The organism is Myceligenerans pegani, assembly GCF_014892515.1.
GTDB classification, from domain to species: Bacteria; Actinomycetota; Actinomycetes; order Actinomycetales; family Cellulomonadaceae; genus Myceligenerans; species Myceligenerans pegani.
The window spans coordinates 58203-82901 of the sequence record NZ_JADBGR010000068.1; the positions used below are offsets into that span (position 1 = coordinate 58203).

Below are 24699 nucleotides of genomic sequence, written 5' to 3' on the forward strand. Positions count from 1 at the left end.
GTCACGCCGCCAGGATCCGGGTCAGCGCCTCGCGGGCACGGATCGTGTCCTCGCGGTACTTGACCACCGCGCCGAGGGTGCGGGACGCCGCGTCGAGGTCGAGCGTCGCGGCGCCGAGACGCTCCAGGGCGCGCGCCCAGTCGAGCGTCTCGGCGACGCCCGGCGGCTTGAGCAGCGGCTCCGCACGCAGCCGCTGCACGCAGCCGGCTACCTGGCGGGCCAGGGCCTCGGCGACCTCGGGCAGGCGCGCCCGCACGATCGCGACCTCCCGCTCCAGGCCTGGGTGGTCGATCCAGTGGTAGAGGCAGCGGCGCTTGAGGGCGTCGTGCAGCTCACGCGTGCGGTTCGACGTGAGGACGACGGTGGGCGGCGTCGCCGCGCGGATCGTGCCGAGTTCCGGGACGGTGACCGTCCAGCCGGACAGGACCTCCAGCAGGAAGGCCTCGAACTCGTCGTCGGCGCGGTCGACCTCGTCCACGAGCAGCACGGACGGCGTGGTCCGCAACGCGCGCAGGACGGGCCGGGCCAGGAGGAAACGCTCGTCGAACAGCGAGCGCTCGACGGTGTCGACCTCCAGGGCGCCCTCGTCCGACGACACCGCCGCCGCCTCCAGTGTCCGCAGGTGCAGGATCTGCCGGCCGAAGTCCCAGTCGTACAGGGCCTGGGTGGCGTCGATGCCCTCGTAGCACTGCAGCCGGATCAGGGGCGCGCCGGTGACCTCGGCCAGCGCCTCGGCGAGAGCGGTCTTGCCGGTGCCCGGCTCCCCCTCCAGGAGCAGCGGGCGCTCCATGGCCCGGGCGAGGTGCGCGACCGTGGCGAGGTCCTCGTCGGCGAGGTATCCCGCCTCCCCCAGTGCCGCGGCGAGGGCCTCGGGTGAGTTCATTCGTTCAGGCTACGGTGTGGCCGGAGTTCTCGTGCCGTTCTCTCCCGGGAAAGTTCCGGTGCCTAACGTCGCGGGGTATGAGCAACGATTCCCTGAAGCAGACGCCGGCATCCGCAGGGCGGGGCGTCGGTCTCGGCCGCCGGACCTTCATGGCCCTCGGCGGCGCGGCCGCCGCGACCGCCGCCGCCACCGCTGCGGCACCGGACACCGCGGCGGCCGCCACCCTGCCGCGGTACCGGCGTCCGCGCCTGCGCTTCGGCCGCGACGGCAGGTTCACGATCGTGCAGTTCAACGACACCCAGGACGACGAGCGGATCGACCGCCGTACGCTCGAGCTCATGGACGCCGTGCTGGACGACCAGCGGCCGGATCTGGTCATCCTGAACGGCGACAACCTCACCGGCGGGTGCGACACCGCCCGGGAGGTGCACCAGGCGATGAACAACGTGGTCCAGCCCATGGAGTCGCGCGGGATCCCCTGGGCCGTCACGTTCGGCAACCACGACGAGGACAACCTGCACCTCAACGATGTGGACGAGGCGCAGATGCTCGCCTTCTACCGCTCCTACGAGCACAACGTGAACGTCGCGACGGCGCCGGGCGTCACGGGGCAGGGCAACTCCCAGTTCCTGATCGACGGGACGAACGGGCGGCCTGCCTTCAACATCTGGCTGCTGGACTCGGGCCGCTACGCCCCCGAGACGCTCGCCGGGCAGGACTTCGAGGGCTACCCCACCTGGGACTGGCTGCGCGGCGACCAGGTGTCCTGGTACTTCCGCACCTCCGAGGCGCTCGAGCGGCGCCATCGGCGCAAGATCCCCTCCCTGATGTTCATCCACATCCCGCTCTGGGAGTACCGCTTCATGTGGTTCGGTTCGGTCGACGGCCGCACCGACGCGGACCACGCCCGCGGCGCCGAGCGGCACGGGATCGTCGGCGAGCGCAACGAGGACGAGTGCCCGGGGCCCTTCAACTCGGGGATGTTCTCCGCGATCCAGCACCGCGGCGACGTCAAGGGCGTCTTCTGCGGCCACGACCACGTCAACACCTATGTCGGCGACTACTACGGCGTCCTGCTCGGCTACGCGGGCAACACCGGGTTCGGCACCTACGGCCTCTCCGGCGACGAGCGCAACCGCCTTCGTGGCGCCCGCGTCTACACGCTGGACGAGCGGGCCGACGGCGTCCTCACCGACACGTTCATGGTGTTCGCGGCCGACTACGGCATCGACCTGACCGCCGACGACCAGTCGATCGACCCGCTGCCCCTGCCGAGGGGCTGAGCGGCGCCGGGCCTGACCGGAGGCCGGTCAGGCCCGGCCAGGGTCAGCTGTCGTCGTCCATGGACTCCTCGCCCTCGTCCATGGACTCCCCTTCCTCGTCCATGTGCTCGTCGTCCATGGACTCCTCGCCCTCCATGGATTCCTCGTCCATCGACTCCTCGTCCATGGACTCCTCGCCCTCCATGTCCTCGTCCTCGGACATCTCGTCGTCGGACATCTCCTCGTCCGTCATCTCCTCCGTACTCGTCGGCGACATGTCGTCCTCGGCGGGCTCCGAGTCGTTGCAGCCGGCCAGGAGGGTGGCGGCGGTCAGGGCGGACAGTGCGACGGCCGCGACGCGGCGGCTCCGGGTGATCCTCATGCCACCGACGCTAGAGCCCGGAGCCCCCGGATGACCCTTACGGCCTGGTTATGCGGTCCTTACAGGGATCTAACGCACCTGCCACAACCACCACGGGTCATCGGGTCCTCGCCGACGACGCCCCGGGCCGCGCCATCAGCCGCGATACCCCTCCGGCCGCTCGCGGTGCTCCGTCACCCGGTCGAGCCAGTCCCCCACCAGGGCCCCGAACAGTTCCGGCTGCTCGGCGCCCACATCGTGCCCGGCGCGGTCCAGCACGGCGAACGTGGCGCGCGGGTACTTCTCGAGAATCGTCCAGGCGTCCCGGTAGCCGGTCACGTTGTCCTGCCGTCCGGCGAGGATCAGGCTCGGCCGGGCGAACTCGCCGTCGTCCACCGCGAACGTGCCCTCGTACGACGCCGCGATCCGCAGGGCAGCCGTCTCGTCCAGGATCTTCTGGCCCGGCACCACGGCCGCCTCCCGATGGGCCCAGGTGGCGGGCGTCTGCGCCACGCCGATCTCGTCCGCGTCGAGCGCGTCGCGCCCCACCCGCCCGGCAAGGCCCGGGGCGCGGAACAGGATCCGTCGCGGCGGCAGGTCACGCTTCTCGTGCTCCGGCTCGATCACCGGCACCACGATCGCCATGCCGTCCACCCGGTCGCGATGCGCCGCCACCAGCCCGCGCGCCAGGTACCCGCCGTACGACTGCCCGACGACGGCGTATCTCCCCGGCACCAGGAGCTCCACGGCGGCCCGCAGGACCCGGAGGACGTCATCGGCCCCGGCGACGCCGGGCGCCTTCGTCCCGCCGTGCCCTGGCAGGTCGACATACACCCGCCGCCACTGCGGGTGCCGTGTGAACACGGGCTCGAACGGGACGGTCATCGCCCGCAGGTCCAGGGTGAAACCGTGCACCAGCACGACCGTCGGCGCGTCCGGGTCATCGGGCCCGCGCACCTCGTGATGCACCCGCGCACCGTCGACCTCCACGTACGCCATACGACTCCCTCCGCCAGGTTCCGCTCGCACCACGCCACACGGTAGCGGGACACACCGACATCGACGCCGTCAGCGGGGACCCGGCGACCGTGCGGCCCTGCGCCGGCGGCCGTCCGACGCGCCGCCACCGCTCCCACCAGCACCGCGACCGAGTTCCCTTATATCCTCTTTGCGATCGACCGAGGGAGCTCGATGCCGGACCCAGCCAGCCCGACCGCCCCGCCCGCGCGGCCCCGCCGCAAGCACTACGACGCGTTCCTCTCCTACAGCCGCAGCGCCGAGGGCGACTTCGTCCCCCGTGTCCAGGCGATGCTGCGCGGCTTCGGCAAGGGCGCCGCGGGCCCGTCGGACGATCGCGACCTGCGGCTCTTCGTGGACCGCTCCGGCCTGGCTGCGCACCCCCACCTGTGGCTGGAGATCAAGAACTGCCTCGAGGCCTCGGACCGTCTCGTCGTGTTCGCCTCCCCGGGCGCCGCCGCGTCCGAGTGGGTCGACAAGGAGGTCCGCTGGTGGCTCTCCGAACGCAGCATCCACACCGTCTACATCGCCCTGACCAGCGGTGAGATCGTCTTCGATCACGGGTTGGGCCGCATCGACGCCGAGGCCACGACCGCCCTGCCCCCCGCCCTGGTCGAGCATCTCGACCGGGAACCCCGGTGGGTCGACCTGCGTGGCCCTCGCCGCGATCCCGCGCGCACCAACCATCCCGAGCTCCCGAACGCGCTCGCCGAGCTGGCCGCCCCGCTGCGGGGCGTCGCCAAGGAGGACGTGCTCAGCGCCCACATCACCGCGCAGCGCCAGCTCAACCGGCGCGCCCGGGCACTCACCTCGGCGCTGTCCGTGCTGCTCGCGCTGTCCGTGGTGAACGGCGTCGTCGCGAGCCATTCCGCCGAGCAGGAGGCGGCGGCGTCGTACGAGAGCGACGCCCACCTGCTGGCCGCGGCGTCGCACGCCAACCGCACCGAGGACCCCGACCTCGCCCAGTACCTCGCCGCCGAGGCGTACCACCGTGCGCCCGGGACGCAGACCCGGCACGCCTTCCTCACCGCCACGCTCGACACCCCGCACGACGACCAGCACCTCCTGCGCACCGTCGACACGCCCGGCGTGACGGCCCTGGCCGCCACCGGCACCGGCACCGTGGGCCGGACCGCGACCGGCGGGCTGCTGCGCTGGAACCCCGACGACGGCGACCCGGAGATCCTGCCCGGCGCGAGCGTCGCCCTCTCCGAACCGGACCTGCCCGCCGGGAGCACCGTCGTCGCGGGCAGCCGGGACGGGCGCGTGGTCGCGGCGATCGACGCCGCGGGAGTCGTCCTCGGCCGCTTCCCCGACGACGACGGCCCCCTGGCCGGCGACGGCGAGCTCGTGCGCCTCTACCGCCCGCTCCTCGACGTGCCCGACGACGAGCGGCTGGACCCCGCCGGCGTCGCGGTCACCCCGGCCGGCGACGCGCTCCTGGTCGCCTACGAGACCCGCGGCACCTGCCCGGGCGGCGCCACCCGCCAGCTCCTGCGCATCGCCCTCACCGGGCCCGACGGCGACGTCGGCCTGCGCGAGGTCGCCGCCCGCGCGCACGCCTTCTTCCGCAGCCCCGCGTCCCGCTGCACCGCCGACGACGGCCCGGACGACCCGGTCCGCGCCGTCACGGTGGACGTCGTCGCCGCCGCGCTCCACACCGACGACACCGGCCGGGTGACCGTCGCCGACCCACGCACCGGCGCGTCCCGCACCCTGCGCCTCGACACCCTCACGCCCTCCACGGACGGTCCCCCGGCGCGCGCACCCCGCGACACCGTGCCCGCCCCGTCGCTCACCACCTGGGCCGGTCTCGCCGGCACGGGCACCGCCACGCAGGTCACGCTCCACCACCCGCGCACGCGTCCCGGCGACGACGTCCCGGGCACCATGTCGTGCCCGGTCCCCCACGGCTGGCGGAACGCGGAGCTCGCCGCGGTCGACGACGCCGGGCCGCGGGCGCTCGTGCGGACCGACGACGGGCTCGTCGCCTGCACCGCGCCGCGGGACATGCTCTGGCCGCGGACCCGGACCTGGCACCTGACCGGCGTCGCGCCCGGCGCGCTGGCCGTGCTCGCGCCCGAGGACCGCGTGGTCGCCGCCGACGACGAGACGCTGTTCCTGTGGCGCACCACGCGCGAGAGCAGCGACATGGACTTCCCGCCCGGCATCGCCGAGGATCCTGCCGCGGCGCCCGTCGTCGCCTCCCGCTCCGGCGACCGCCTGCCGGAGCACGCCGCCACGACAGCCCTGTCCTGGCCCGACGGCACCGTCCAGGTCCACGAGAAGGGCACCGTCCAGGTCCCCGGCCTGCCCGACGGCGAGCGCCTGCTCCCGGTCTGGCTCACGCCGTCGGCCACGGGCACCGCCGCGCGGCCCGGCGCCGGCGACCTGCTGCTCCTCGCGCCGGACGGCCGGGCCTGGATCAGCGCCACCGACGAGCTGCGGCCCGGGCCGTCCGGCACTCTCGAACCGCCCGCCGAGCCGCTGCCGGGCTTCCGCGCGCGGCTGCGCGAGGGCCACACGGCGTTCACCACGTTCCCGGCGGAGGGCTGCCTGCCCCGCCGGCTCGAGGAGTCGGACAGGACCTGCCCCGTGCTGGTCGGCGCCCACCGGACGCCGGACCACCTGGTGCTCGTGGACTCCACGGGCGGCGTCTACCTCATGGATCCGGGCCTGGTCGTGACGCCCCGCTACATCCCGGACGAGCTCGGGATCGGCGAGCCGATCGCTCCGCCGTGGGACGATCCGGGTCGCGTGTCGGCGCAGGACGACTGGCTCGCCGTCGCTCCGCGCGGCCGGTCGCTGCGCGTGCTCGACCTCGCGAGCACCGTCCCCACCTGGGACGTGCGGGGCGGGGCCATGGCGCAGGTGCACCTCGTGCCCGCGCTGTGGGAGGGGAAGGACGCGCCGCCCCGGCTGGTCACGCTCGCGGAGGACGGATCGGTCCGCACGGGGGCCGTCGCCGAGAACGGCCCCCTCCTGCCCCTCCTGTCCCCCGGCTCCCACGGCGACGTGCTGACCACCCTGGCCGAGCCGGGGCTGGTGGTGCGGAACGAGGGAACGCGGCTGGCGCTGTTCGACATCCGATCCGGCGCCCGGGTCGGGACGATCGCGACCAGCCTGCGCGCGGCCGGGGACGAGCCCGACGCCGGTACCGTCCACGCCGCGCACGGGCGTCTCCTGCTGGTGCAGGAACACGGGGTCACGATCTCCCGTGCGCTCGACAAGGGCGAGGACGCGATGCTGGAGCAGGCCTGCGTCTCGGCCGCCCCGGCGCTCACCCCGGCGGACCTCGGCCGGCTGGGCGTCCGCCACACGCCGCCGCGCTGCCGCATCGTCCACACGGAGGGCCTGCCGACGTTCACGGACCCGGCGCTGCTCACCTCGGAGACCCGGCTCGCCCCGGCACCCTTCCCGCCGGCCAGGTAACGCCCGGAACGCCGCCGAGCAGTCACTTGCGCCGCGCATCACAGCGATTGAGACGAACCCACTGACTGTTCGGCGGTGGAAGTCAGTGCGCGCATGCCACCGGCGACCGAACGGGCGTCGATGTCGGACGCGCGAAGCCTCGCCGCGACCCGGGCGGAGCGGACGCCCGACGCGCACAGCACGTGGACCACGCCGCCGTCCGCCCAGGCGGCGACGTCGGACACGCTGCGGTCCGCGTCCGGACCCGTGAAGTTCCCCGACGGAACCACGCGTGCCCCCGGGAACGGGTCGATCTGCGACTCCCAGGCCTCCCGCACGTCGAGCACGAGGACCTCCGCGCCGCTGTAGCGTGCCGCGACCAGGTCCGCCGCCGACACCTCGCCCGGCTCGACCGGCTCGACCGGCTCGGCGGGCTCGGCGGGCTCGGCGGACTCGACCGGCTCGGCCGACCTGCCGGACCCGGTCGACTCGGGCTCCACGGGGCGCCGCGCGTCGGTGTCGCCGGCCGCGCCGCCCCCCACCCCGCAGAACACGGCATACGGATCCGCGCCGCCTCCGCCGTCGTCGGCCTTCCCCGTACCGCCCAGGAGTTCCGTGACCGGCCCGCGGTCGGGGTCCGGCCGCACGGTGAGCGTGCGCCAGGTGCCCTCCAGGGCGTCGTGGACCGCGAGCCGCCCGAGCAGCGGCCGCCCGGCGCCGGTGATCAGCTTGATCGCCTCGGTCGCCATGGTGGTCCCGACCGTGCCGCAGACGGCGCCGAGGACGCCCGCGGTGGCGCAGTCGGGCGAGGCGCCGGGCGGCGGCGGCACCGGGAACACGTCGCGGTAGGTCACCCCCTCCGGCGCGACGGCGCCCGCACGGGCGCGGGGCACCGCCCAGAACGTCGAGACCTGACCCGTGAACCGGTGGAGCGCCCCCCACACGCACGGCGTGCCGAGGATCTCGGCGGCGTCGGAGACCAGGTACCGCGTGGCGAACGCGTCCGACCCGTCCAGCACGAGGTCGTAGCCGGCCAGCACGTCGAGCACGTTGTCGCGGGTCAGGCGCTCGCGGTGCTCGACGACGCCGACGTGCGGGTTCACCTCGCGCACGGTGTCGGCCGCCGACGCCGTCTTGGGCCGGCCCACGTCGCCCTGCCCGTGGACCACCTGGCGCTGCAGGTTGGAGGTCTCGACGACGTCGTCGTCCACGATGCCGAGCGTGCCGACGCCCGCGGCCGCCAGGTACAGCAGCGCAGGGCTGCCGAGCCCGCCCGCGCCGACGATCAGCACGCGCGCCGCCCGCAGCCGCCGCTGCCCGTCGACGCCGATCCCGGGCAGCGCGAGGTGTCGTGCGTATCGCGCCAGCTCGTCGCGGGTGAGGTCCTCGGCGGGCTCGACCAGCGGCGCGAGGCCCGGAAGGCCCGGCCCACCGCTGGACGGCACGCCCGGCCCCGGTGGCACGGCCCGCCCCGTCACAGCGCCAGGTCCAGGTTGTCGCGTGCGCCCGGGGCGGCCGTCGCATCACCGACCGCCACCCGGCCGTCGGCCGGCGACGACGCCAGTGCCTGCTCGCGGCGGGGCATCCGGCCCGCGCGGGCGGCGTCGTACCCGGCCTCGACCGCGAGACGCATCGCCCGGGCCATGCGCACCGGGTCGGCCGCACGGGTCACGGCGGTGGCGAGCAGGACGCCGTCGCAGCCGAGCTCCATCGCGAGCGCCGCGTCCGACGCCGTCCCGATCCCCGCGTCAAGGATCACCGGCACGGGCGACGCGGCGGCGATCGCCTCGATGTTGCGCGGGTTCGCGATGCCGAGCCCGGAGCCGATCGGCGACCCGAGCGGCATGACCGCGGCGCAGCCGGCGTCGGCGAGGTGGCGGGCGGTGACCGGGTCGTCGTTGGTGTAGGGCAGGACGGTGAAGCCGTCGTCGACGAGGATCCGCGCGGCCTCGACGGTTCCGGCCGGGTCGGGCAGGAGGGTCACGTCGTCGGCGATGACCTCGAGCTTGATCCAGTCCGTGCCGCACGCCTCACGCGCGAGCTGTGCCGTGAGCACGGCCTCGCGGACGGTGAAGCAGCCGGCCGTGTTGGGCAGGGGACGGATGCCGAGGCGTTCCAGCAGGCCCCAGATCGAGGTGTCGCCGGTGGCGGCGGCACCCGCCGCCCCGAGGGCTGGGCGGGCCACCCGCCGCATCGCGACGGTGGTCAGTTCCGTGCCCGACGCCACGAGCGCGTCCTCGAGCGCGAGCAGGCTCGCCGCTCCCCCGGTGCCCATGACCAGGCGCGAGCCGAGCGAGGTCCCCGCGATGGTCAGCGGTGCGTCGGTGGAGGTCGTGGAGGTTGTGGCCATGGTCAGCCTCCCTGCACGGCGGTGACGACCTCGACCCGCATGCCGGGCCGGATCTCGGTGCGGTCCCAGGCGCCGCGGGGCACGACGGCGTCGTCCACGGCGACGGCCACGCCGCGCGGCACGCCGTCGACCACCACCTCGGGCACGAGGCGGGCGACGAGGTCGGTCACGGGGACGGGCCCGTCGAGCGGGTAGGGCTCGCCGTTCACGAACGCGGCGGGCCGGGCGGGATCGGCGAAGGTGTCCGGGGAGGTGGTCACGAGGGTGCTCCTTCGGTCGTGCGGGGGTGTGCGGCCGGTGCCGTGGACCGGCGCTCCAGCCTGCGCGGGTCGAGCAGCGGCGCGGCGGCCTCCGCGATCCGCGCGACGCCCGCGGCGTCGGGTCCGGCGGGCGGTGCGACGGCCTGACCGTGGTCGACGACGCCGGGACGGTGGTCGACGACGGCGGCCGTGAGCGGGGCGAGCAGGATCCCGCCCCGATGGTGGCCGGTGGCGAGGAGGAGGCCCGGTGCCGCCTCCCCGAGGAGAGGGGCGTTGTCCGGGGATCCGGGCCGGGAGCGGGTGGTCGTCTCGACGAGGTCGGCCTCGTCGAGGGCGGGCAGGAGGGCGCGCGCGTCGCGCAGCAGGGCGAACACGTCGCCCGCGCGGGTGCGCGTCGTGGCGGCGCGCTCGTCGGAGGTGGCGCCGACGACGATCTCGCGGCGGCCGTCGGCCCGGGGGCGGCGGGGCACCACGTAGACAGGCCGGCCCTGGACGGTACCGCGCACCACGACCGACGGACCCAGGGACACCTCGGCGTCGAGCCGGAGGGTCGTGCCGGGGACGGCGCGGGTGGGGGCGCCCGGGTACAGCGCGGCACTGGCGTGCCCGGCGGCGAGGACGACGATTCCGCCTCGACGCCGACCACCTCTCCCGGCCTCGTCCGGGCCGTCGCCCCCGGCCCCGTCGGCGCTTCCGACCGCGACCGGCCCGTCGGCCACCTCTGTGGGTGCCCCCGCCACCCATGCCGTTCCCGCGTCGTCGCGCACGCCGACCACGGCGCCGTCCTCCCAGATCAGTGTCGTGACCGCACGCTCCACCAGCCGCCCGCGCGGGTGCGCACGCACCACGTCGAGCAGCGCGCTCTGGACCACCCGAGGGTCGACCTGGTGGTCGCCGGGGACCCAGGCGGCCGCAGAGACGCGCGGTCCGAGGGACGGTTCGCGGTCCCGCGCCTCGGCCGGGGTGATCTCCTCGGACTCCAGGCCCAGCTCGCGGTGCAACGCGAGGCGCCGGCGCAGCAGGGCGACGTCGTCGGCGTCGTACGCGACGGCGAGCGTTCCGGCGGTGTCGAGCCCCAGCGCTCCGGGCGCGAGCCCGGCGGCCCGTTCCAGCTCGGCAGCGAACCGCGGCCAGAGCCGCGCGGACTCCGCGCCGATCCGCGCGAGGCGTTCCTCGCCGAACTCCGCCTCCATGGCGGGCCCGAGCATCCCGGCCGCGGCGTGGGTGGCGCCGTCGCCCGGCGCGGGGTCGAGCACGGTGACGGCCGCCCCGGCCGCGAGCGCCCGCCACGCGGCGGTCAGCCCGATGATCCCGGCGCCCACGACGACGACGCCGGGCGCACGGCTGTGCTCCATGGTTTGCTCCCTTCGCCGGCATGACCCGGATCAGGTTCGACGGTCGGCGCTCCCGCGCCCTCTCAGCCCCGTGGGGCTCCCGTGCATGTCGTAGCAACCATAACCCCGGTGTCGGACGACCGGCCCACGGGTCTCGTACGGCAGCTCCGCCGCCGTCCCGCTCACGCCGGGACGCACGGGACGAGTCGTCACCGGGCAGCCGATGCCGTGGGTTGTCCCGGCCGGAACGGCCGACTGATCGTCCGCCTACACTGCGTTCCGTGGATCCTCGGACACGGCTCGCCGACGCCCGGCTCTACCTGTGCACCGATGCCCGGGAGGCGGCGGGTGATCTCGAACCGTTCCTGCACCGGGTGTTCTCGGGCGGGGTCGACGTCGTGCAGCTGCGCGACAAGACGCTGGACGCCGCGCGGGAGCTGGAGCTGCACGCCCTGGTCGCGCGCGTGGCGGCGGAGTACGGGGCGCTGTGGGCGGTCAACGACCGGGCCGACGTCGCCGGGCTGGCCGGAGCGCCCGTGGTGCACATGGGGCAGGACGACCTCGCGCCGGGCGACGTGCGCACGCTCCTGGGCGACGGCCCCGTCCTCGGCCGCTCGACCCACGCGTTCGAGGAGGCCATGACCGCCGAGGCGGACGACCGCGTCGACTACTTCTGCGTCGGCCCCCTGTGGTCCACGCCGACGAAGCCGGGCCGCCCGGCCGTGGGCCTGGACCTCCTCCGGCAGGTGGCGGCCACCGATCCCGCGACCCCGTGGTTCGCGATCGGCGGCATCGACGACGACGGCGGGCGCGCCACCCGCCTGGACCAGGTCCTGGAGGCGGGCGCCACCCGCATCGTCGTCGTCCGCGCCATCACCGAGGCAGACAACCCGGAAAAGGCCGCCGCACACCTCCGCCGCCGCCTGACTCCGCCACCCTACTGAGTGAGGTTCACCAGGGTTTCGAATCCATCTACTCGGCCCCGAAAGGTCTGCACGGCCCTACTGAACCGACCTCAGCAGCGGCCGGGTCAGCCGTTCCAGGCTGCCGTGAACTCCTCCAGGTTGATCTTGCCGTCGCCGTCGCCGTCGGCGTGCACGAAGATCGACGTGAGGTCGTCGTTCGTGACCTCGTCGCCCCGCCTGCTCATGGCCTGGCGGAACTCCTCGACGGTGATGTGGCCGTCGTCGTCGTTGTCGAACTCGTTGAAGGTGGCGGTCAGCTCGTCCTCGGCGGTCACGGAAGCCCTCCTGAAATCTCCGACTTGCTCGGTCCGGGAGCAGGCTACCGCCAACCCGTCCCGCCGGGCTCATTCCTGCTTCGGCCCCACCCACACCTGCTGGGCGTTGACGAACTCGCGGATCCCGTGCGGCCCGAGCTCGCGGCCGTAGCCCGAGCGCTTGATGCCGCCGCTCGGCAGCCGCGGGTCGGTCTTCACGATCCCGTTCACCGCGACCTGGCCCGCCGCGATCCGGGACGCCAGCGCCTCGCCGCGCTCGGGCGTGGACCACACGCTCGCCGCCAGGCCGTAGTCGCTGCGGTTCGCGACGGCCAGGGCGTGCTCGGCGTCGTCGGCCCGCATCACGACCATGACCGGTCCGAACGTCTCCTCGCGGCACGCCGTCATGTCCTCGGTCACGTCGGCCAGCAGCGTGACGGGGTAGAAGAACCCGTCCCCGGCCGGCATGCCGCCACCCAGCAGCAGGCGCGCACCGGCGTCGACCGTCTCGGTCACCTGGCGGTGCAGGTTGTCGCGCAGGTCGGCCCGGGCGATCGGTCCCACCTGGGTGGCCGGGTCCCGCGGGTCCCCCACCACCAGCTTCTCGAGCCGCCGCTGCAGCCTCTCGACCAGCTGGTCGTACACGGGCGCCTCGGCGATGATCCGCTTGGCCGCGATGCACGACTGCCCCGCGTTGATGATCCGCGACAGCGTGATGACGTCGGCCGCCTCGTCCAGGTCGGCGTCGGCCAGCACCAGGCAGGGGTCGCTGCCGCCGAGCTCCAGCACGGCGGGCTTGATCTCGCTCGCGGCGACGCTCGCCACGGCCGAACCCCCGCGCGCCGAGCCCGTGAACGACACCGCCCGCACCCGCGGGTCCCGGATGACGCCCTCCACCGCGTCCGTCTCCAGCGGCAGGTTCGCGAACACGCCGTCGGGCACCCCGGCCGCCGCGAGGGCGTCGGCGATGGCCCGGGCGCAGCCGGGCACGTGCGGATCGTGCTTCATGACGCACGTGTTGCCCGCCATGAGCGCCGGCGCCGCGAAGCGCGCCGCCAGCCAGAACGGCGCGTTCCACGGCAGCACGCCGAGGATCGTCCCGAGCGGCAGGTACTGCACGTAGCTGCGTGTCGCGTCGGACGCCAGCACCTCCTCGGCCAGGTAGTCCGCCGCGTGGCCGGCGTAGTGCTCGAAGCACCACGCCGCCTTCGCGACCTCCCCGTGCGCCTCGGTGACGGGCTTGCCCATCTCGCGGGTCATGAGCGGGGCCAGCTCGTCGGTGTGCTCGCGCAGGTAGGCGCCCACGGCGGTGAGCACCTCGGCGCGCCGCGCGATCCCGGCGTCGCGCCAGGCGGGCCAGGCCGCCTCCGCGGCTCCCAGCACGGCGTCGACCTGCTCGGGGCCGGCGGGTTCCAGCTCGGTGACGACCTGTCCGGTGCTCGGGTCGATGGCAGTCAGCATGCGGGCCTCCTTCTCACGCGATCTCGGCGACGTCGGGGCGGATGGGAGTGGGTGCGTCCTCGGTGTCGTCGGTGACGTCGGGCGGTGCCCCGTCGCCGGGCACGACGACGGTCGAGGACTCCGGCACGACGGCGGACGACAGCGACGCGGCCTGCTCAGGCTTGCACACGAAGTCCTCGTCCAGGGTGTAGAACGACTCGCAGCCGTCGGCCGTCACGTGGATGGTGTCGGAGATGCCGACCGTCTTGTCCCCGTCGACGCCCCACATCCACGGCAGGATGTGGAACGTCATGCCCTCGCGCAGGATCGCCGGGTTGCCCTGGTTCAGGCTCAGGATGTAGCCCTCGTCCCAGCTCGGGGGGAAGGCGATACCGATCGAGTAGCCGGACCGCGTGATGAGCCGGGCGCCCACGCGGTTGTCCGAGATGATGTTCCGGACGATGTTGTCGGCGTCCGACACGGTCAGGCCCGGTCGGATCGCCGCCTTGACCTCCTTGAGCGCGAGTTTCATGCGCTCCTGGGCGACCTGCATCGAGTCGGACAGCTCGTCGAGGACCACCGTGCGCATCATCGCCGTGTGATAGCGCCGGAAGCAGCCGCCCACCTCGAGGAAGACGTGCTCCCCCGGCTGGACGTGGCGGCCCTCCCAGGTCGCGTGGCCGATCATGCTCCGCGGGCCGGAGACCACGTACGGCATGACGGCCGGCGGCTCGCCCCCGGAGCGGAACATGGCGGCGCTGATCTCGGCGCCGATCTCGTTCTCCGACACGCCGGCCACGCACGCCTCGATGCCGGCGCGCATGCCCGCCTCGGTCGCGCGGGCGGCCTTGGCCATGATGCCGATCTCGGCGGTCGACTTGATGAGCCTTCCCTCCTCGACGATGCCGAAGCAGTCCAGCAGCCGGCCCTCGGTGAACGCGGTGTGGATGTAGTCCTGGTGGTATGCGGGGAAGAAGTAGCTGTTGCGCTCGTAGCCCACGGTCCCCGAGTGGAGGCCGAACTCGCGCAGCGCCTGCACCAGCCCCTGGATCGCGTCGCCGGTGTCCGGGTAGGGCCGGGTCGCCTCGACCCAGGTGCGCGCGTGGACGTTGGACTCCTCCATCGCGCGCGTGATCATGAAGGGCTCGAGCTCCAGGGGCACCACCAGGGCCTGGAAGAAGGAGTACCCCGTGGTCTGGTAGTCCGTCAGGTACATGAGGTTCTCGGGATCGGTGATCACCACCGCGTCCAGCAGGCGGTCCGCCATGCGCGTGCGCAACTCCGTCAGGCGCCTCTGGTACTCCTCGAACGGGAACGTCATGTCGTCGCGCTGTCTCATCTCCGGGGCCTCCCCTCGTCGTGCCGTGAATTCGGTTCCCGCTCGGTCCCGGCCGGGCGGTTCAGGTGGTCGCCCGCACCGCGAACGCGAGGATCTCCAGCCCTTCGGCCAGGTCGTCGTCGCCGATGGTGAGGGGCGGGATCAGCTTCAGCACCCGCCCGCCGGTGCCGCACGGGCACACGAGCAGGCCGGCCTCGAAGCACGCCGTGGTCACGGCCTTGGCGAGGGCACCGTCGCCCAGGTCGAGCCCCTGGATCATGCCCTTGCCACGGACGTCGAACCCGTGGCCCGAATCCTGGGCGATCGTCCGCAGCGCGCCCGCCATGGTCTCGCCCTTGGCGCGCACCTGCGCGAGGAACTCGTCGTCGTCGAAGTAGGTGAGCGCCTCGCGGCCGGCTACGAACGACAGGCCCTGGCCGCGGAACGTGCCGGTGTGCTCGCCGGGAGACCAGCGGGCGTCGTGCTCGGGCTTGACGAGGTTCATCGCGAGCGGCGTGCCGAAGCCGCCGATGCCCTTGGCGAGGCACACGATGTCGGGGTCCAGGTCCATGCCGTCGAAGCTGAAGTAGCTGCCCGTCCGGCCGCAGCCCACCTGGATCTCGTCGATGACGAACAGTGCGTCCACGTCCCGTGCGAGCTGCTGCACGGCCCGCAGCCACTCGCCGTTCGCGACGTGGACCCCGCCCTCGGCCTGGACGGTCTCCACCACGAAGGCCGCCGGGGGCTTCAGCCCGCTGGAGCCGTCGGCGAGCAGTGCGCGGTAGTCGTCGAGCGCCCGGACCCCGCCGCCCGGGGCGGTCTCGAACGGCAGGCGCACCACGTGCTCGAGGGGGACGCCCGCGGCGTTGCGGAAGTAGTCGTTCGCGGTCAGGGCGAGGGATCCCAGCGTCATGCCGTGGAACCCGTGGGTGAAGGCGACGACGTCCTGCCGCCCCGTGACCCGCCGGGCCAGCTTGAGCGCCGCCTCCACGGCGTTGCTGCCCGTGGGGCCCATGAACTGCATGCGCATCGTCATGCCGCGCGGGCCCAGGATCTTCTCCGCGAACGCGGACAGGAAATCCCGCTTGACGGTCGTCGCCATGTCGAGGCTGTGGGCGATGCCGTCGGCCTCGAGAAAAGCGATGATCGCCCTCTTCATGCGCTCGTTGTTGTGGCCGAAGTTGAGCACCCCGGCACCGGCGAAGAAGTCGACGTAGCTCTTACCGGCCTCGTCGACCTGGCGGGCGTTCGACGCCGAGGTGAACACGGTGGGCCACATCCTGCTGTAGCCCCGGATCTCTGACTCCCACTTCTCGAAGACCTCCATGGGCCAGATCTAGTTTCTCCCGCCGCTCCCCGTCAAGGAACTCGCCGCGATTTTCTCCGCGGTTTTCCGGGAAAACGCGGCCGTCACCCGCAGCGGATCCGATTCATCCTTGATGTCGGTCGTCAGCCTCGTCAGTTCGCCGCGATGCCCGCCAGGAGCTGGTCGACCAGCCGCTCGGCGAGGTCCTCCGTGCGCAGGTGCGGGTAATGGCCGTAGACCATGATCGTGAGCATCGGGCTGACCAGCGCGGCGGCGGTCAGCACCGGATCGAGGTCCGCTCGGAGCTCGCCCTGGTCGATCCAGTACCGGATGACGTCGATGCCCGCGCGCCGCCGCCTGGTCATGAGCCGCTCCTGCTGGCGCGCCAGCTCGGGGTTGTCCTCGGCCTCGACCATGATGGACTTCAGGATCCGGCGCTCCACCGGCGAGACATCGGTGCGCACGCCCCGCAGGAGCCGCACCAGGTCGTCCCGCACGGACTCGTGCGGCAGGTCCGAGGCCGGCGGCGCCTTGATGCTCTCCACGGCGGCGGCGACGAGCGCCTCCTTGGAGGACCACCGCCGGTACACGGTCGCCTTGGAGGTGCCCGCCCGGGACGCGACCGCCTCCATGGTGATCGCGCCGATCGAGCCGTGCTCGGCCACCAGGTCGAGCACCGCGTCGAGGATCGCCCGGCTGGCGGCCTCGCTGCGCGGCCTGCCGGCTACCGCGTTCTGGGACGTCATCGGCCCATTGTCACCCACTACCCCCGCCGGGCCGCGGCACGCGCGGCGACTCCCTCGGATGCGTCCTCCGGTTCACCGGCGTCCGGCGCCGGCCTCCCCGCGAAGTAGCGGGCGACGACGACCATCCCGAGCACCACCATCGCGGCCGAGACGTACGCGGTCACGTGCATCGCGCCGACGAACGCGCCGTCGGCCGCCGCGAGCAGGTCCGCGGCCTGCGCCTGCGGCACCGCGCCCTCGGCGACCGCGCCGTACGTCGCGGGCAGGGAGGCCTGCGCCGCGTCGGGCAGCTGGGGCGCGACGCCGGCGATCCGGCTCTGGTACGCCTGCGCCATGACCGTGCCGAGCACGGCCACGCCGAGCGCACCGCCGACCTGGCGCAGCGTGTTGCTCAGCGCCGAGGCGACGCCGGCCTGCTCCCGGGGCACGGACTGCATCATCGTGTTCATCGCGGGCGGCATGAGGTTCGCCATCCCGGCGGACTGCACGAAGAACAGCACCACGATGACCCACAGCGGCGTGTCCGCCCGGATCTGCGCGATCGCGAGGAACACGGCCCCCACCAGCGTCAGGCCGACGAGGCCTACGGCCCGCGTGCCGAACCGCTTGACGAACGTGCTCGACAGCGGCGAGAAGATCATCATGCCCGCGCCGAACGCCAGGAACAGCAGGCCCGCCTGCAGCGGGGTGCGGTCCCGCACGATCTGGATGTAGAACGTCATGAAGAAGAACAGGCCGAGCATCGCGAAGAAGACCAGCGCGATGAGCGCCGACGCCGAGGCGAACCTCCGGTCGAGGAACAGCCGCGGGTCGAGCGAGGCGTGCGGGGTGCGCAGTTCCCACCAGACGAACGCCGCGAGCCCGGCGACACCGCCGGCGATGGTGCCCCACACCTCGACGCCCGTCCACGAGCCCGAGTCGCCGGCCTCGATGACGCCGTAGGTGATCAGCACGAGCGCGACGACCGACAGCGCCATGCCCACCAGGTCCGGCCGACCCTGGCGCCCCTTCGACTCCGGCGCCACGAGGAGGATCATCACCAGGCCGATCACCACGACCGGGACGTTGATCAGGAACACCGATCCCCACCAGAACCGTTCGAGCAGCGCGCCCCCGACGATCGGCCCGATCGCCCCGCCGACCCCGACCGCACCGCTCCAGATCCCGAGCGCCCGCGGGAACTCCTGCTCGGAGAACACCGCCCGCAGCAGCGACAGCGTGGACGGCATCATCGCTGCCGCGCCCGCCCCCATCAGCGCGCGGTACCAGATGAGCTGGTCCGGGTTCTGCGCGTACGCCGACAGCAGCGACGCCGCCCCGAAGACCACCATCCCGATCATGAGCATCCGCTTGCGGCCGACCCGGTCACCGATCACGCCGAACACGAACAGCAGCCCGGCGAAGACCAGCGTGTAGGAGTTGATCATCCACGCCAGGTCGCCCTGGGCGGCGCCGAGCCCGTGGACCGGATCGGCCAGGGTCTTCAGGGCGACGTTGAGGACGGTGTTGTCCAGGACGACGACGATCAGGCTGACGACGAGGACGCCGAGGATCAGCCACCGACGCGGGTGGCCGGCGTAGGTGTCGGTGCTCATGCCCTCCACCGTACACCTTTACGAAACGGAACGGTAGCGTTTTGAAATGCCGCCCGGCTTCCGCCCCGACCCGACCTCACGGCATGGCGATCTCGCGATCACCCACGACGGCGACCGTCCGCTCCCCCTTCCGGACCAGGGCCGGACGGGTCGGCGTGACCACCCGGCCCGCCGCGGCCGCCAGGACCGCCGAGGCGTCCGCGAACCCGGCGAGCTCGGTCATCGTCAGCCAGGTGGGCGGCATGAGGCGCGCGGCGCCGGCCGCGTGCTCGGCGAGGATGTCGGCCGGGTACCACCAGCCGGCCTCGATCGCCTCGGTGGTGCGCGCGTCGGCGGCCTGCCCGGCCGGGAGCGCCGCGACGAAGAACGCGGCGTCGTACCGCCGCGGCTCCTGCTCGGGGGTGATCCAGCGGGCCCACGGGCGCAGGAGATCCGCCCGCAGGACGAGCCCGGCGCCGTCGAGCACGTCGGCCAAAGTGCGCGTCCGGTCGATCAGGCCGGAGCGCGCGGCGCGCAGCCACGCGTCGTCGGGCGGCGGCGGTTCCGCGGTGCCCGACGACGAGCCGGACGGGGGTCCGGCAGGCGCGGCGAGCAGCACGCCGCACTCCTCGAACGTCTCGCGCACGGCGGCGCCCACGAACCTGGCCGCCTCCCCGGGATCGCACGAGAACCGGCGCCCCCACTCCGCGGGGCCCGGGCCCCGGACACGGGCGGGTGCGATCGCGTCCCCGGCGTCGACGGCGCCGCCGGGGAACACGGTCATCCCGGCGGCGAACGCCATCGACGCCACCCTGCGCTGCAGGAACACCTGCAGCGGGGCACGCTCGCCGGAGGGATCGGTCCGGTCGCGCACCAGGATCACGGTGGCGGCGGGCCGGGGCACGGCCGGGGTCGTGGTCACCCGGGCAACGTAGCCGATCCGCGGGAGACGGCCTCCATCAGCCGCGTGGCCGTGCGCTCGTCCAGCACCAGGTCGGTGACCACGCCCGCCGCGAGGGCGGCGCGCAGCGGCGGGACCTTGTTGTCGCCCGCGACCGCGCACAGCCGCCGGGGGATCCGGCGCAGCTGCCGCGGCGTCGGGCCGGTGGCGCGGGCGTTGATCGGGATGTCCTGATAGCTGCCGTCCGCCCGGAGGAACACGGTGCACACGTCCCCGACGACCCCCTCCGCGTGCAGCAGCTCGGTGTCGTGCGGCTCGAGGTAGCCGGCCGCGTACACGTGCGAGGGCAGGCCTCCGGAGACCGCCGCGCCCACCGAGAACAGGGCGATGTCGATCCGGGACTGGACGTCGAGCACGCGCTGCACGGAGCGCTCCCGCCACATCGCCTCCTTCGTGGCGGCGTAGTCGAAGAACGCCGGGACGGGGAAGTGGTGCACGTGTGCGTCGAACGCCGCGCCGAACCCGGCGACCAGGTCGCCCGCGTAGGAGATGCCGGACGTGCGCGTGTTGGCCGCGCCGTTGAGCTGCACGATCTCCGCACCGCGCGTCGGCTTGCTCGGCAGGTGGCCCGCGATGGCGGCGAGCGTCGTACCCCAGGCGATCCCGAGCACCATCTCGGAGTCGAACCAGCGGGCCACCAGCCGCGCCGTGGCCATGGCCACCTGGTCCAGGCGGTCCGACAGGCTCGCCGTGTCGGGGACCGGGACCACGTAGGCGGCGACACCGAAGGTGGTGGCGATGTGCCGGCCCAGGCTCGGCGCCCGCGAGTGGCCCGGGCGGAGCGTGATCTCCACGACCCCTTCCTCGCGTGCACGTTTGAGCAGCCGGGACACCGTGGACCGCGACGTGTGCAGATGCTTGGCGATGACCTCCATCTTCGCGTCCTGCAGGTAGTACATGGTCGCCGCGGTCACCAGGTCCCGCTCACGGTCCGGCATGTCTGGCTCCTCCTGGTTCTCGGGGACACCACCCCGGCGCGACCCGGCCAATTCTTGCACGTTCGTGCATACAGCTTGCACGTCCGTGCCCGAGGGGGTGTTGTTGGTACAGCGCCGCGATCGGCAATGACCGGCATATACGCGGTGCACGGAATGGACAAGCAACCGGAAGGGAACGGCATGGTCACCACCCGCCTCACCACGGAGTCGCGGACCCGGGCGCTCGCCGCGCTGGAGCGGTCCGCGCACGCCGACGCGCTCGACGTCCTGGTGATCGGCGGTGGCGTGACCGGTGCGGGCATCGCGCTCGACGCCGCCACCCGCGGGCTGTCCACCGCCGTCGTCGAGGCGCAGGACTGGGCCTCCGGGACATCGGGGCGCAGCAGCAAGCTCGTGCACGGCGGCCTGCGCTACCTGCAGATGCTCGACTTCCATCTCGTCCGCGAGGCGCTCACCGAGCGCGACCTCCTCCTCAAGGAACTCGCCCCCCACCTCGTGCGCCCCGTGCCGTTCCTCTACCCCCTCGAGCACCGCGTCTGGGAACGGGCCTACGTCGGAGCCGGCATCGCCCTGTACGACACGCTGGCCACCATCGGCCGCGGCCGGCGCGCCATGCCCTGGCACCGGCACCTGACGCGCCGCCGCCTGGCGGAGAAGTTCCCCGACCTCGCCCACGACGCCGCCGTCGGCGCCGTCCAGTACTGGGACGCGTCGGTCGACGACGCCCGGCTCGTCACCACCCTCGTCCGGACCGCCGCCGGCCACGGGGCCCACGCCGCCCCACGGACCCAGGTCACCGCGCTGACCAAGGACGCCGACGGCGCCGTGGACGGAGCCGTCGTGGTGGACCTGGAGACCGGCCGCGAGATCACGGTGCGGGCCCGGCACGTCATCAACGCCACCGGCGTCTGGACCGAGGACACCGAGGCGCTCGCCGGTGACGAGGGCGGGCTGCGGGTGCTGGCCTCGAAGGGCGTCCACGTCGTGGTGCCCCGCGACCGCATCCGGGGCGAGGTGGGGCTGATCCTGCAGACGCCCGTGTCGGTGCTGTTCGTCATCCCGTGGTCCCGGTACTGGATCCTCGGCACCACCGACACGCCGTGGGAGCTCGATCCCGCGCATCCCGTGGCGACGTCGGCCGACGTCGACTACGTCCTCGACCAGGCGAACTCGGTGCTGTCCTGCACGCTGCGGCGCGAGGACGTCATCGGGACCTACGCCGGGCTGCGCCCGCTGCTGCAGCCCGGCACGAAGGAGGGCACCAGCTCCGCCAAGGTCTCCCGGGAGCACACCGTCGCCTCGCCCACGCCCGGCCTCACGGTGATCGCGGGCGGCAAGCTCACGACGTACCGGGTGATGGCGAAGGACGCCGTCGACTTCGCGCTCGGGGACGCCGCCGCGGCACGGCCCAGCATCACGCACGAGATCCCGCTGCTCGGCGCGGACGGCCTGGAGGCCGCGCGCGGCGACGCCGGCGCCTGGGCGCGGCGGTACGGGTGGACGCCGGCGATGGTGGACCACCTGCTGCACCGGTACGGCGCGAACCTCTTCGAGATCGCCGCGCTGTGCGAGGCGGACCCGTCGCTCGCCCGGCCGCTCGACCAGGCTCCCGCCTACCTGCGTGCCGAGGTGCATTACGCCGTGAGCCACGAGGGCGCGATCCACCTGGAGGACGTGCTCGCGCACCGCACCCGCCTCGTCTACGAGCTGCCCGACGGCGCCCTGGCCGCCGTCGACGAGATCGCGGACGTCGTCGCGCCGCTGCTCGGCTGGGACGACGCGACCAGGGCGGCGGAGATCGAGTCCTATGCCGCCCGCGTCCGGGCGGAGGCCGCGGCCGCCGCCGAACCCGACGACGCGGCGGCCGCCGCCGTCCGGCGTCGCGCGTCCGACGTCGCGCCGATGCGGGCGCTGCGGACCTGACACATGCTGTGCGCGACGGCGCACCGACCGACAACGAAGTCAACGAGAGAGGGAACCACCCATGTCGACCATCCAGTTGTTCGTCACCGAGATGCTCGGGACGATGATGCTCACCCTGCTCGGCTGCAGCGTCGTCGCCAACGCGATCCTGCCGAGGACCAAGGGGGCCGGAGTCGGCGCGAGCTGGCTCCTCATCAACTTCGGCTGGGGCCTCGCCGTGTTCTCCGGCGTGTTCGTCGCCTTCAAGAGCGGCGCCCACATCAACCCGGCGGTGACGGTCGGGCTCCTGGCGAGCGGGTCCGACGAACTCGGTCCGGGCATCGCGGCGACCGCCGGCAACGCGGCGATCTACATCGCGGGGCAGATGGCCGGCGCGTTCCTCGGCGCCGTGCTCACCTACCTCGCGCACAAGCGGCACTTCGACGAGGAGGCTCCCGGCGCGGTCAAGCTGGCGGTGTTCTCCACCGGTCCGGAGATCCGCTCGTACGGCTGGAACGTGGTGACCGAGATCATCGGCACGTTCGTGCTGGTGTTCGTGGTGCTGTCGTTCGCGAACTGGCCCGGTGACCTGGGCCCGCTGGCGGTGGCGCTGCTGGTGACCGGGATCGGTGCCAGCCTCGGCGGCCCCACCGGGTACGCCATCAACCCCGCCCGCGACCTCGGCCCGCGGATCGCGCATGCGATCCTGCCCATCAGGGGCAAGGGCGGCAGCGACTGGGCCTACTCGTGGGTCCCCGTGGTCGGCCCGCTCATCGGCGGAGCCCTCGGCGGCGCGCTCGCCCCCGCCGTAGCCTTCTGAACGGCCCCGCACGTCCCGACACCCGAAACCCCCGCAACCCGCACAACGAAGTGGATGGAGAACCATGCCTGACTACGTCCTCGCCATCGACCAGGGCACCACGAGCTCCCGGGCCATCGTGTTCGACCACGCCGGGACCGTCGTCTCGACCGGACAGCTCGAGCACGACCAGATCTTCCCGCAGCCCGGCTGGGTGGAGCACAACCCCGAGCAGATCTGGGACAACACGCGGCAGGTCGTGGGGATCGCCCTGACCCGCGCGAACATCAACCACGCGGACCTGGCGGCCGTGGGGATCACGAACCAGCGCGAGACCACGGTCGTCTGGGACAAGAACACCGGCAAGCCCGTCTACAACGCGATCGTCTGGCAGGACACCCGCACCCAGGCGATCGTGGACGAGCTGGCCGGCGACGCCGGGCCGGAGCGGTACAAGAGCGTGGTGGGCCTGCCGCTCGCGACCTACTTCTCCGGGCCCAAGGTGAAGTGGATCCTCGACAACGTCGAGGGTGCGCGGGAGGCCGCGGAGCGCGGTGACCTGCTGTTCGGCAACACGGACGCGTGGGTGCTGTGGAACATGACCGGCGGCGTCTCCGGCGGCGTGCACGTCACGGACGTCACCAACGCGTCGCGCACCATGCTCATGGACCTGGACACCCTGTCCTGGCGGGAGGACATCGCCGCGGACATGGGCATCCCGATGTCGATGTTGCCCGAGATCAGGTCGTCGTCGGAGGTGTACGGGAACGGGCGGCCGAAGGGCATGGTGCCGGGCGTGCCGATCGCCGGCATCCTCGGCGACCAGCAGGCCGCGACGTTCGGCCAGGCGTGCTTCGAGGTGGGCACCGCCAAGAACACGTACGGCACGGGCAACTTCATGCTGCTCAACACCGGCACGGAGAAGATCCCCTCGAAGAACGGCCTGCTCACCACCGTCTGCTACAAGATCGGCGAGGCGGACGCGGTGTACGCGCTGGAGGGATCGATCGCGGTGACCGGGTCGCTCGTGCAGTGGCTGCGCGACAACCTCGGGCTCTTCGCCGACTCGCCCGACGTCGAGTACCTCGCGGGCAAGGTGGAGGACAACGGCGGGGCCTACTTCGTGCCCGCGTTCTCCGGCCTGTTCGCGCCGTACTGGCGTCCGGACGCGCGGGGCGCGCTGGTGGGGCTCACGCGGTACGTCAACCGCAACCACATCGCCCGCGCCGCCCTGGAGGCGACGGCGTACCAGACGCGCGAGGTGGTGGACGCCATGCGTGCCGACTCCGGCGTCGAGCTCACCGAGCTGAAGGTCGACGGCGGCATGGTCGCCAACCAGCTGCTCATGCAGTTCCAGGCCGACCAGCTCGGCGTCGACGTCGTCCGTCCGCAGGTCGCCGAGACGACGGCGCTCGGCGCCGCCTACGCCGCCGGCATCGCCGTCGGCTTCTGGTCCGGCGAGGCCGACGTCGTGGCCAACTGGGTCGAGGGCGGCCGCTGGTCCCCGTCGATGGCCGACGACGAGCGGGAGCGCCTCTATCGCAACTGGAAGAAGGCCGTCACGAAGACCTTCGACTGGGTCGACGCGGACGCCGGCTGACGGCGGCCGACGACGGCC

At 73.3% G+C, this 24699-nt stretch carries 21 protein-coding genes and 1 riboswitch; of the genes, 6 read left to right on the forward strand and 15 right to left on the reverse strand.

The genetic code is table 11. The annotated features are described in order from the left end of the window. Position 1: 1 nt before the first annotated feature. The gene (locus IIE03_RS08525) at positions 2-883 is read right to left on the reverse strand and encodes an AAA family ATPase (protein ID WP_192862326.1); all 882 of its coding nucleotides are present in this window, start codon (positions 881-883) and stop codon (positions 2-4) included. 77 nt (positions 884-960) lie between these two features. On the opposite strand from IIE03_RS08525, the gene IIE03_RS08530 reads away from it, so the two are divergent. Further along, positions 961-2166, forward strand: a complete 1206-nt coding sequence (locus IIE03_RS08530; RefSeq protein WP_225997466.1) for a metallophosphoesterase family protein — start codon at positions 961-963, stop codon at positions 2164-2166. A gap of 43 nt (positions 2167-2209) precedes the next feature. On the opposite strand, the gene IIE03_RS08535 is transcribed toward IIE03_RS08530, so the two are convergent. Then, positions 2210-2527, reverse strand: a complete 318-nt coding sequence (locus tag IIE03_RS08535; RefSeq protein WP_192862327.1) for a hypothetical protein — start codon at positions 2525-2527, stop codon at positions 2210-2212. A 135-nt stretch (positions 2528-2662) separates the two neighbouring features. Further along, positions 2663-3505: an alpha/beta fold hydrolase gene (locus tag IIE03_RS08540; RefSeq protein WP_192862328.1), complete on the reverse strand. Its 843-nt coding sequence runs from the start codon at positions 3503-3505 to the stop codon at positions 2663-2665. A 192-nt stretch (positions 3506-3697) separates the two neighbouring features. Between IIE03_RS08540 and IIE03_RS08545 the strand changes: the two genes are divergently transcribed. Beyond that, positions 3698-6955, forward strand: coding sequence for a TIR domain-containing protein (locus IIE03_RS08545; protein ID WP_192862329.1), 3258 nt, complete (start codon positions 3698-3700; stop codon positions 6953-6955). 38 nt (positions 6956-6993) lie between these two features. Here the strand turns inward: IIE03_RS08545 and IIE03_RS08550 are convergent, their stop codons facing one another. The 4 genes from IIE03_RS08550 to IIE03_RS08565 all read right to left on the reverse strand — a co-directional run bounded on the left by IIE03_RS08550 (position 6994) and on the right by IIE03_RS08565 (position 10899). Beyond that, positions 6994-8379, reverse strand: a complete 1386-nt coding sequence (locus IIE03_RS08550) for a ThiF family adenylyltransferase (protein ID WP_192862330.1) — start codon at positions 8377-8379, stop codon at positions 6994-6996. Positions 8380-8408: 29 nt separating this feature from the next. Beyond that, positions 8409-9284, reverse strand: coding sequence for a thiazole synthase (locus tag IIE03_RS08555; protein WP_192862331.1), 876 nt, complete (start codon positions 9282-9284; stop codon positions 8409-8411). A 2-nt stretch (positions 9285-9286) separates the two neighbouring features. Beyond that, positions 9287-9544, reverse strand: a complete 258-nt coding sequence (thiS, locus tag IIE03_RS08560) for a sulfur carrier protein ThiS (protein WP_318842878.1) — start codon at positions 9542-9544, stop codon at positions 9287-9289. Further along, complete coding sequence (locus tag IIE03_RS08565; protein WP_192862332.1) at positions 9541-10899, reverse strand: FAD-dependent oxidoreductase; 1359 nt, start codon at positions 10897-10899, stop codon at positions 9541-9543. The genes thiS and IIE03_RS08565 overlap by 4 nt, the downstream gene beginning before the upstream one ends. After that, positions 10890-10992: riboswitch (TPP riboswitch) on the reverse strand. Its footprint overlaps the gene before it by 10 nt. A 158-nt stretch (positions 10993-11150) precedes the next feature. Here IIE03_RS08565 and thiE point away from each other — a divergent pair. Beyond that, positions 11151-11822: a thiamine phosphate synthase gene (thiE, locus tag IIE03_RS08570; protein WP_192862425.1), complete on the forward strand. Its 672-nt coding sequence runs from the start codon at positions 11151-11153 to the stop codon at positions 11820-11822. 86 nt (positions 11823-11908) lie between these two features. Here the strand turns inward: thiE and IIE03_RS08575 are convergent, their stop codons facing one another. From IIE03_RS08575 to IIE03_RS08610, 8 genes are all read right to left on the reverse strand, one after another. Then, a complete protein-coding gene (locus IIE03_RS08575; RefSeq protein ID WP_225997467.1) occupies positions 11909-12172 on the reverse strand; it encodes an EF-hand domain-containing protein in 264 nt (87 codons plus the stop codon). Positions 12173-12187: 15 nt separating this feature from the next. Further along, positions 12188-13558 (reverse strand): NAD-dependent succinate-semialdehyde dehydrogenase, encoded by a 1371-nt coding sequence (locus tag IIE03_RS08580; RefSeq protein WP_192862334.1) that lies wholly within the window; start codon positions 13556-13558, stop codon positions 12188-12190. Positions 13559-13571: 13 nt separating this feature from the next. After that, positions 13572-14876 carry an ectoine hydrolase gene (doeA, locus tag IIE03_RS08585; protein WP_192862335.1) on the reverse strand — a complete coding sequence of 435 codons (1305 nt, stop codon included), beginning with the start codon at positions 14874-14876 and terminating at the stop codon, positions 13572-13574. A 61-nt stretch (positions 14877-14937) separates the two neighbouring features. Next, entirely contained in the window at positions 14938-16182 is a 1245-nt protein-coding gene (locus IIE03_RS08590; RefSeq protein ID WP_192862336.1) for an aspartate aminotransferase family protein, read from the reverse strand. Between the two features lie 131 nt (positions 16183-16313). Next, the gene (locus tag IIE03_RS08595; RefSeq protein WP_192862337.1) at positions 16314-16907 is read right to left on the reverse strand and encodes a TetR/AcrR family transcriptional regulator; all 594 of its coding nucleotides are present in this window, start codon (positions 16905-16907) and stop codon (positions 16314-16316) included. A 17-nt stretch (positions 16908-16924) separates the two neighbouring features. After that, positions 16925-18502 (reverse strand): MFS transporter, encoded by a 1578-nt coding sequence (locus IIE03_RS08600; protein ID WP_192862338.1) that lies wholly within the window; start codon positions 18500-18502, stop codon positions 16925-16927. A 76-nt stretch (positions 18503-18578) separates the two neighbouring features. After that, the gene (locus tag IIE03_RS08605; protein ID WP_318842879.1) at positions 18579-19403 is read right to left on the reverse strand and encodes an NUDIX hydrolase; all 825 of its coding nucleotides are present in this window, start codon (positions 19401-19403) and stop codon (positions 18579-18581) included. Beyond that, positions 19400-20380 carry a sugar-binding transcriptional regulator gene (locus IIE03_RS08610; protein WP_192862339.1) on the reverse strand — a complete coding sequence of 327 codons (981 nt, stop codon included), beginning with the start codon at positions 20378-20380 and terminating at the stop codon, positions 19400-19402. Before IIE03_RS08610 ends, IIE03_RS08605 begins: the two co-directional genes overlap by 4 nt. Positions 20381-20560: 180 nt before the next feature. On the opposite strand from IIE03_RS08610, the gene IIE03_RS08615 reads away from it, so the two are divergent. The 3 genes from IIE03_RS08615 (at position 20561) to glpK (ending at position 24681) form a co-directional block, all read left to right on the forward strand. Continuing rightward, positions 20561-22303, forward strand: a complete 1743-nt coding sequence (locus tag IIE03_RS08615) for a glycerol-3-phosphate dehydrogenase/oxidase (protein WP_192862427.1) — start codon at positions 20561-20563, stop codon at positions 22301-22303. A gap of 61 nt (positions 22304-22364) precedes the next feature. Beyond that, positions 22365-23102 carry an MIP/aquaporin family protein gene (locus IIE03_RS08620; RefSeq protein WP_192862340.1) on the forward strand — a complete coding sequence of 246 codons (738 nt, stop codon included), beginning with the start codon at positions 22365-22367 and terminating at the stop codon, positions 23100-23102. 64 nt (positions 23103-23166) lie between these two features. After that, positions 23167-24681 (forward strand): glycerol kinase GlpK, encoded by a 1515-nt coding sequence (gene glpK / locus IIE03_RS08625; protein WP_192862341.1) that lies wholly within the window; start codon positions 23167-23169, stop codon positions 24679-24681. Positions 24682-24699: the final 18 nt, after the last annotated feature.

Bases quoted from the DNA above. Each gene is read 5' to 3' on its own strand.
- doeA (WP_192862335.1), bottom strand. From the start codon at position 14,876: ATGAGACAGCGCGACGACATGACGTTCCCGTTCGAGGAGTACCAGAGG.
- IIE03_RS08590 (WP_192862336.1), bottom strand. From the start codon at position 16,182: ATGGAGGTCTTCGAGAAGTGGGAGTCAGAGATCCGGGGCTACAGCAGG.
- IIE03_RS08595 (WP_192862337.1), bottom strand. From the start codon at position 16,907: ATGACGTCCCAGAACGCGGTAGCCGGCAGGCCGCGCAGCGAGGCCGCC.
- IIE03_RS08540 (WP_192862328.1), bottom strand. From the start codon at position 3,505: ATGGCGTACGTGGAGGTCGACGGTGCGCGGGTGCATCACGAGGTGCGC.
- IIE03_RS08525 (WP_192862326.1), bottom strand. From the start codon at position 883: ATGAACTCACCCGAGGCCCTCGCCGCGGCACTGGGGGAGGCGGGATAC.
- IIE03_RS08555 (WP_192862331.1), bottom strand. From the start codon at position 9,284: ATGGCCACAACCTCCACGACCTCCACCGACGCACCGCTGACCATCGCG.
- IIE03_RS08565 (WP_192862332.1), bottom strand. From the start codon at position 10,899: ATGGAGCACAGCCGTGCGCCCGGCGTCGTCGTCGTGGGCGCCGGGATC.
- IIE03_RS08615 (WP_192862427.1), top strand. From the start codon at position 20,561: ATGGTCACCACCCGCCTCACCACGGAGTCGCGGACCCGGGCGCTCGCC.
- IIE03_RS08535 (WP_192862327.1), bottom strand. From the start codon at position 2,527: ATGAGGATCACCCGGAGCCGCCGCGTCGCGGCCGTCGCACTGTCCGCC.
- IIE03_RS08610 (WP_192862339.1), bottom strand. From the start codon at position 20,380: ATGCCGGACCGTGAGCGGGACCTGGTGACCGCGGCGACCATGTACTAC.
- IIE03_RS08620 (WP_192862340.1), top strand. From the start codon at position 22,365: ATGTCGACCATCCAGTTGTTCGTCACCGAGATGCTCGGGACGATGATG.
- IIE03_RS08600 (WP_192862338.1), bottom strand. From the start codon at position 18,502: ATGAGCACCGACACCTACGCCGGCCACCCGCGTCGGTGGCTGATCCTC.
- IIE03_RS08545 (WP_192862329.1), top strand. From the start codon at position 3,698: ATGCCGGACCCAGCCAGCCCGACCGCCCCGCCCGCGCGGCCCCGCCGC.
- IIE03_RS08530 (WP_225997466.1), top strand. From the start codon at position 961: ATGAGCAACGATTCCCTGAAGCAGACGCCGGCATCCGCAGGGCGGGGC.
- IIE03_RS08580 (WP_192862334.1), bottom strand. From the start codon at position 13,558: ATGCTGACTGCCATCGACCCGAGCACCGGACAGGTCGTCACCGAGCTG.
- glpK (WP_192862341.1), top strand. From the start codon at position 23,167: ATGCCTGACTACGTCCTCGCCATCGACCAGGGCACCACGAGCTCCCGG.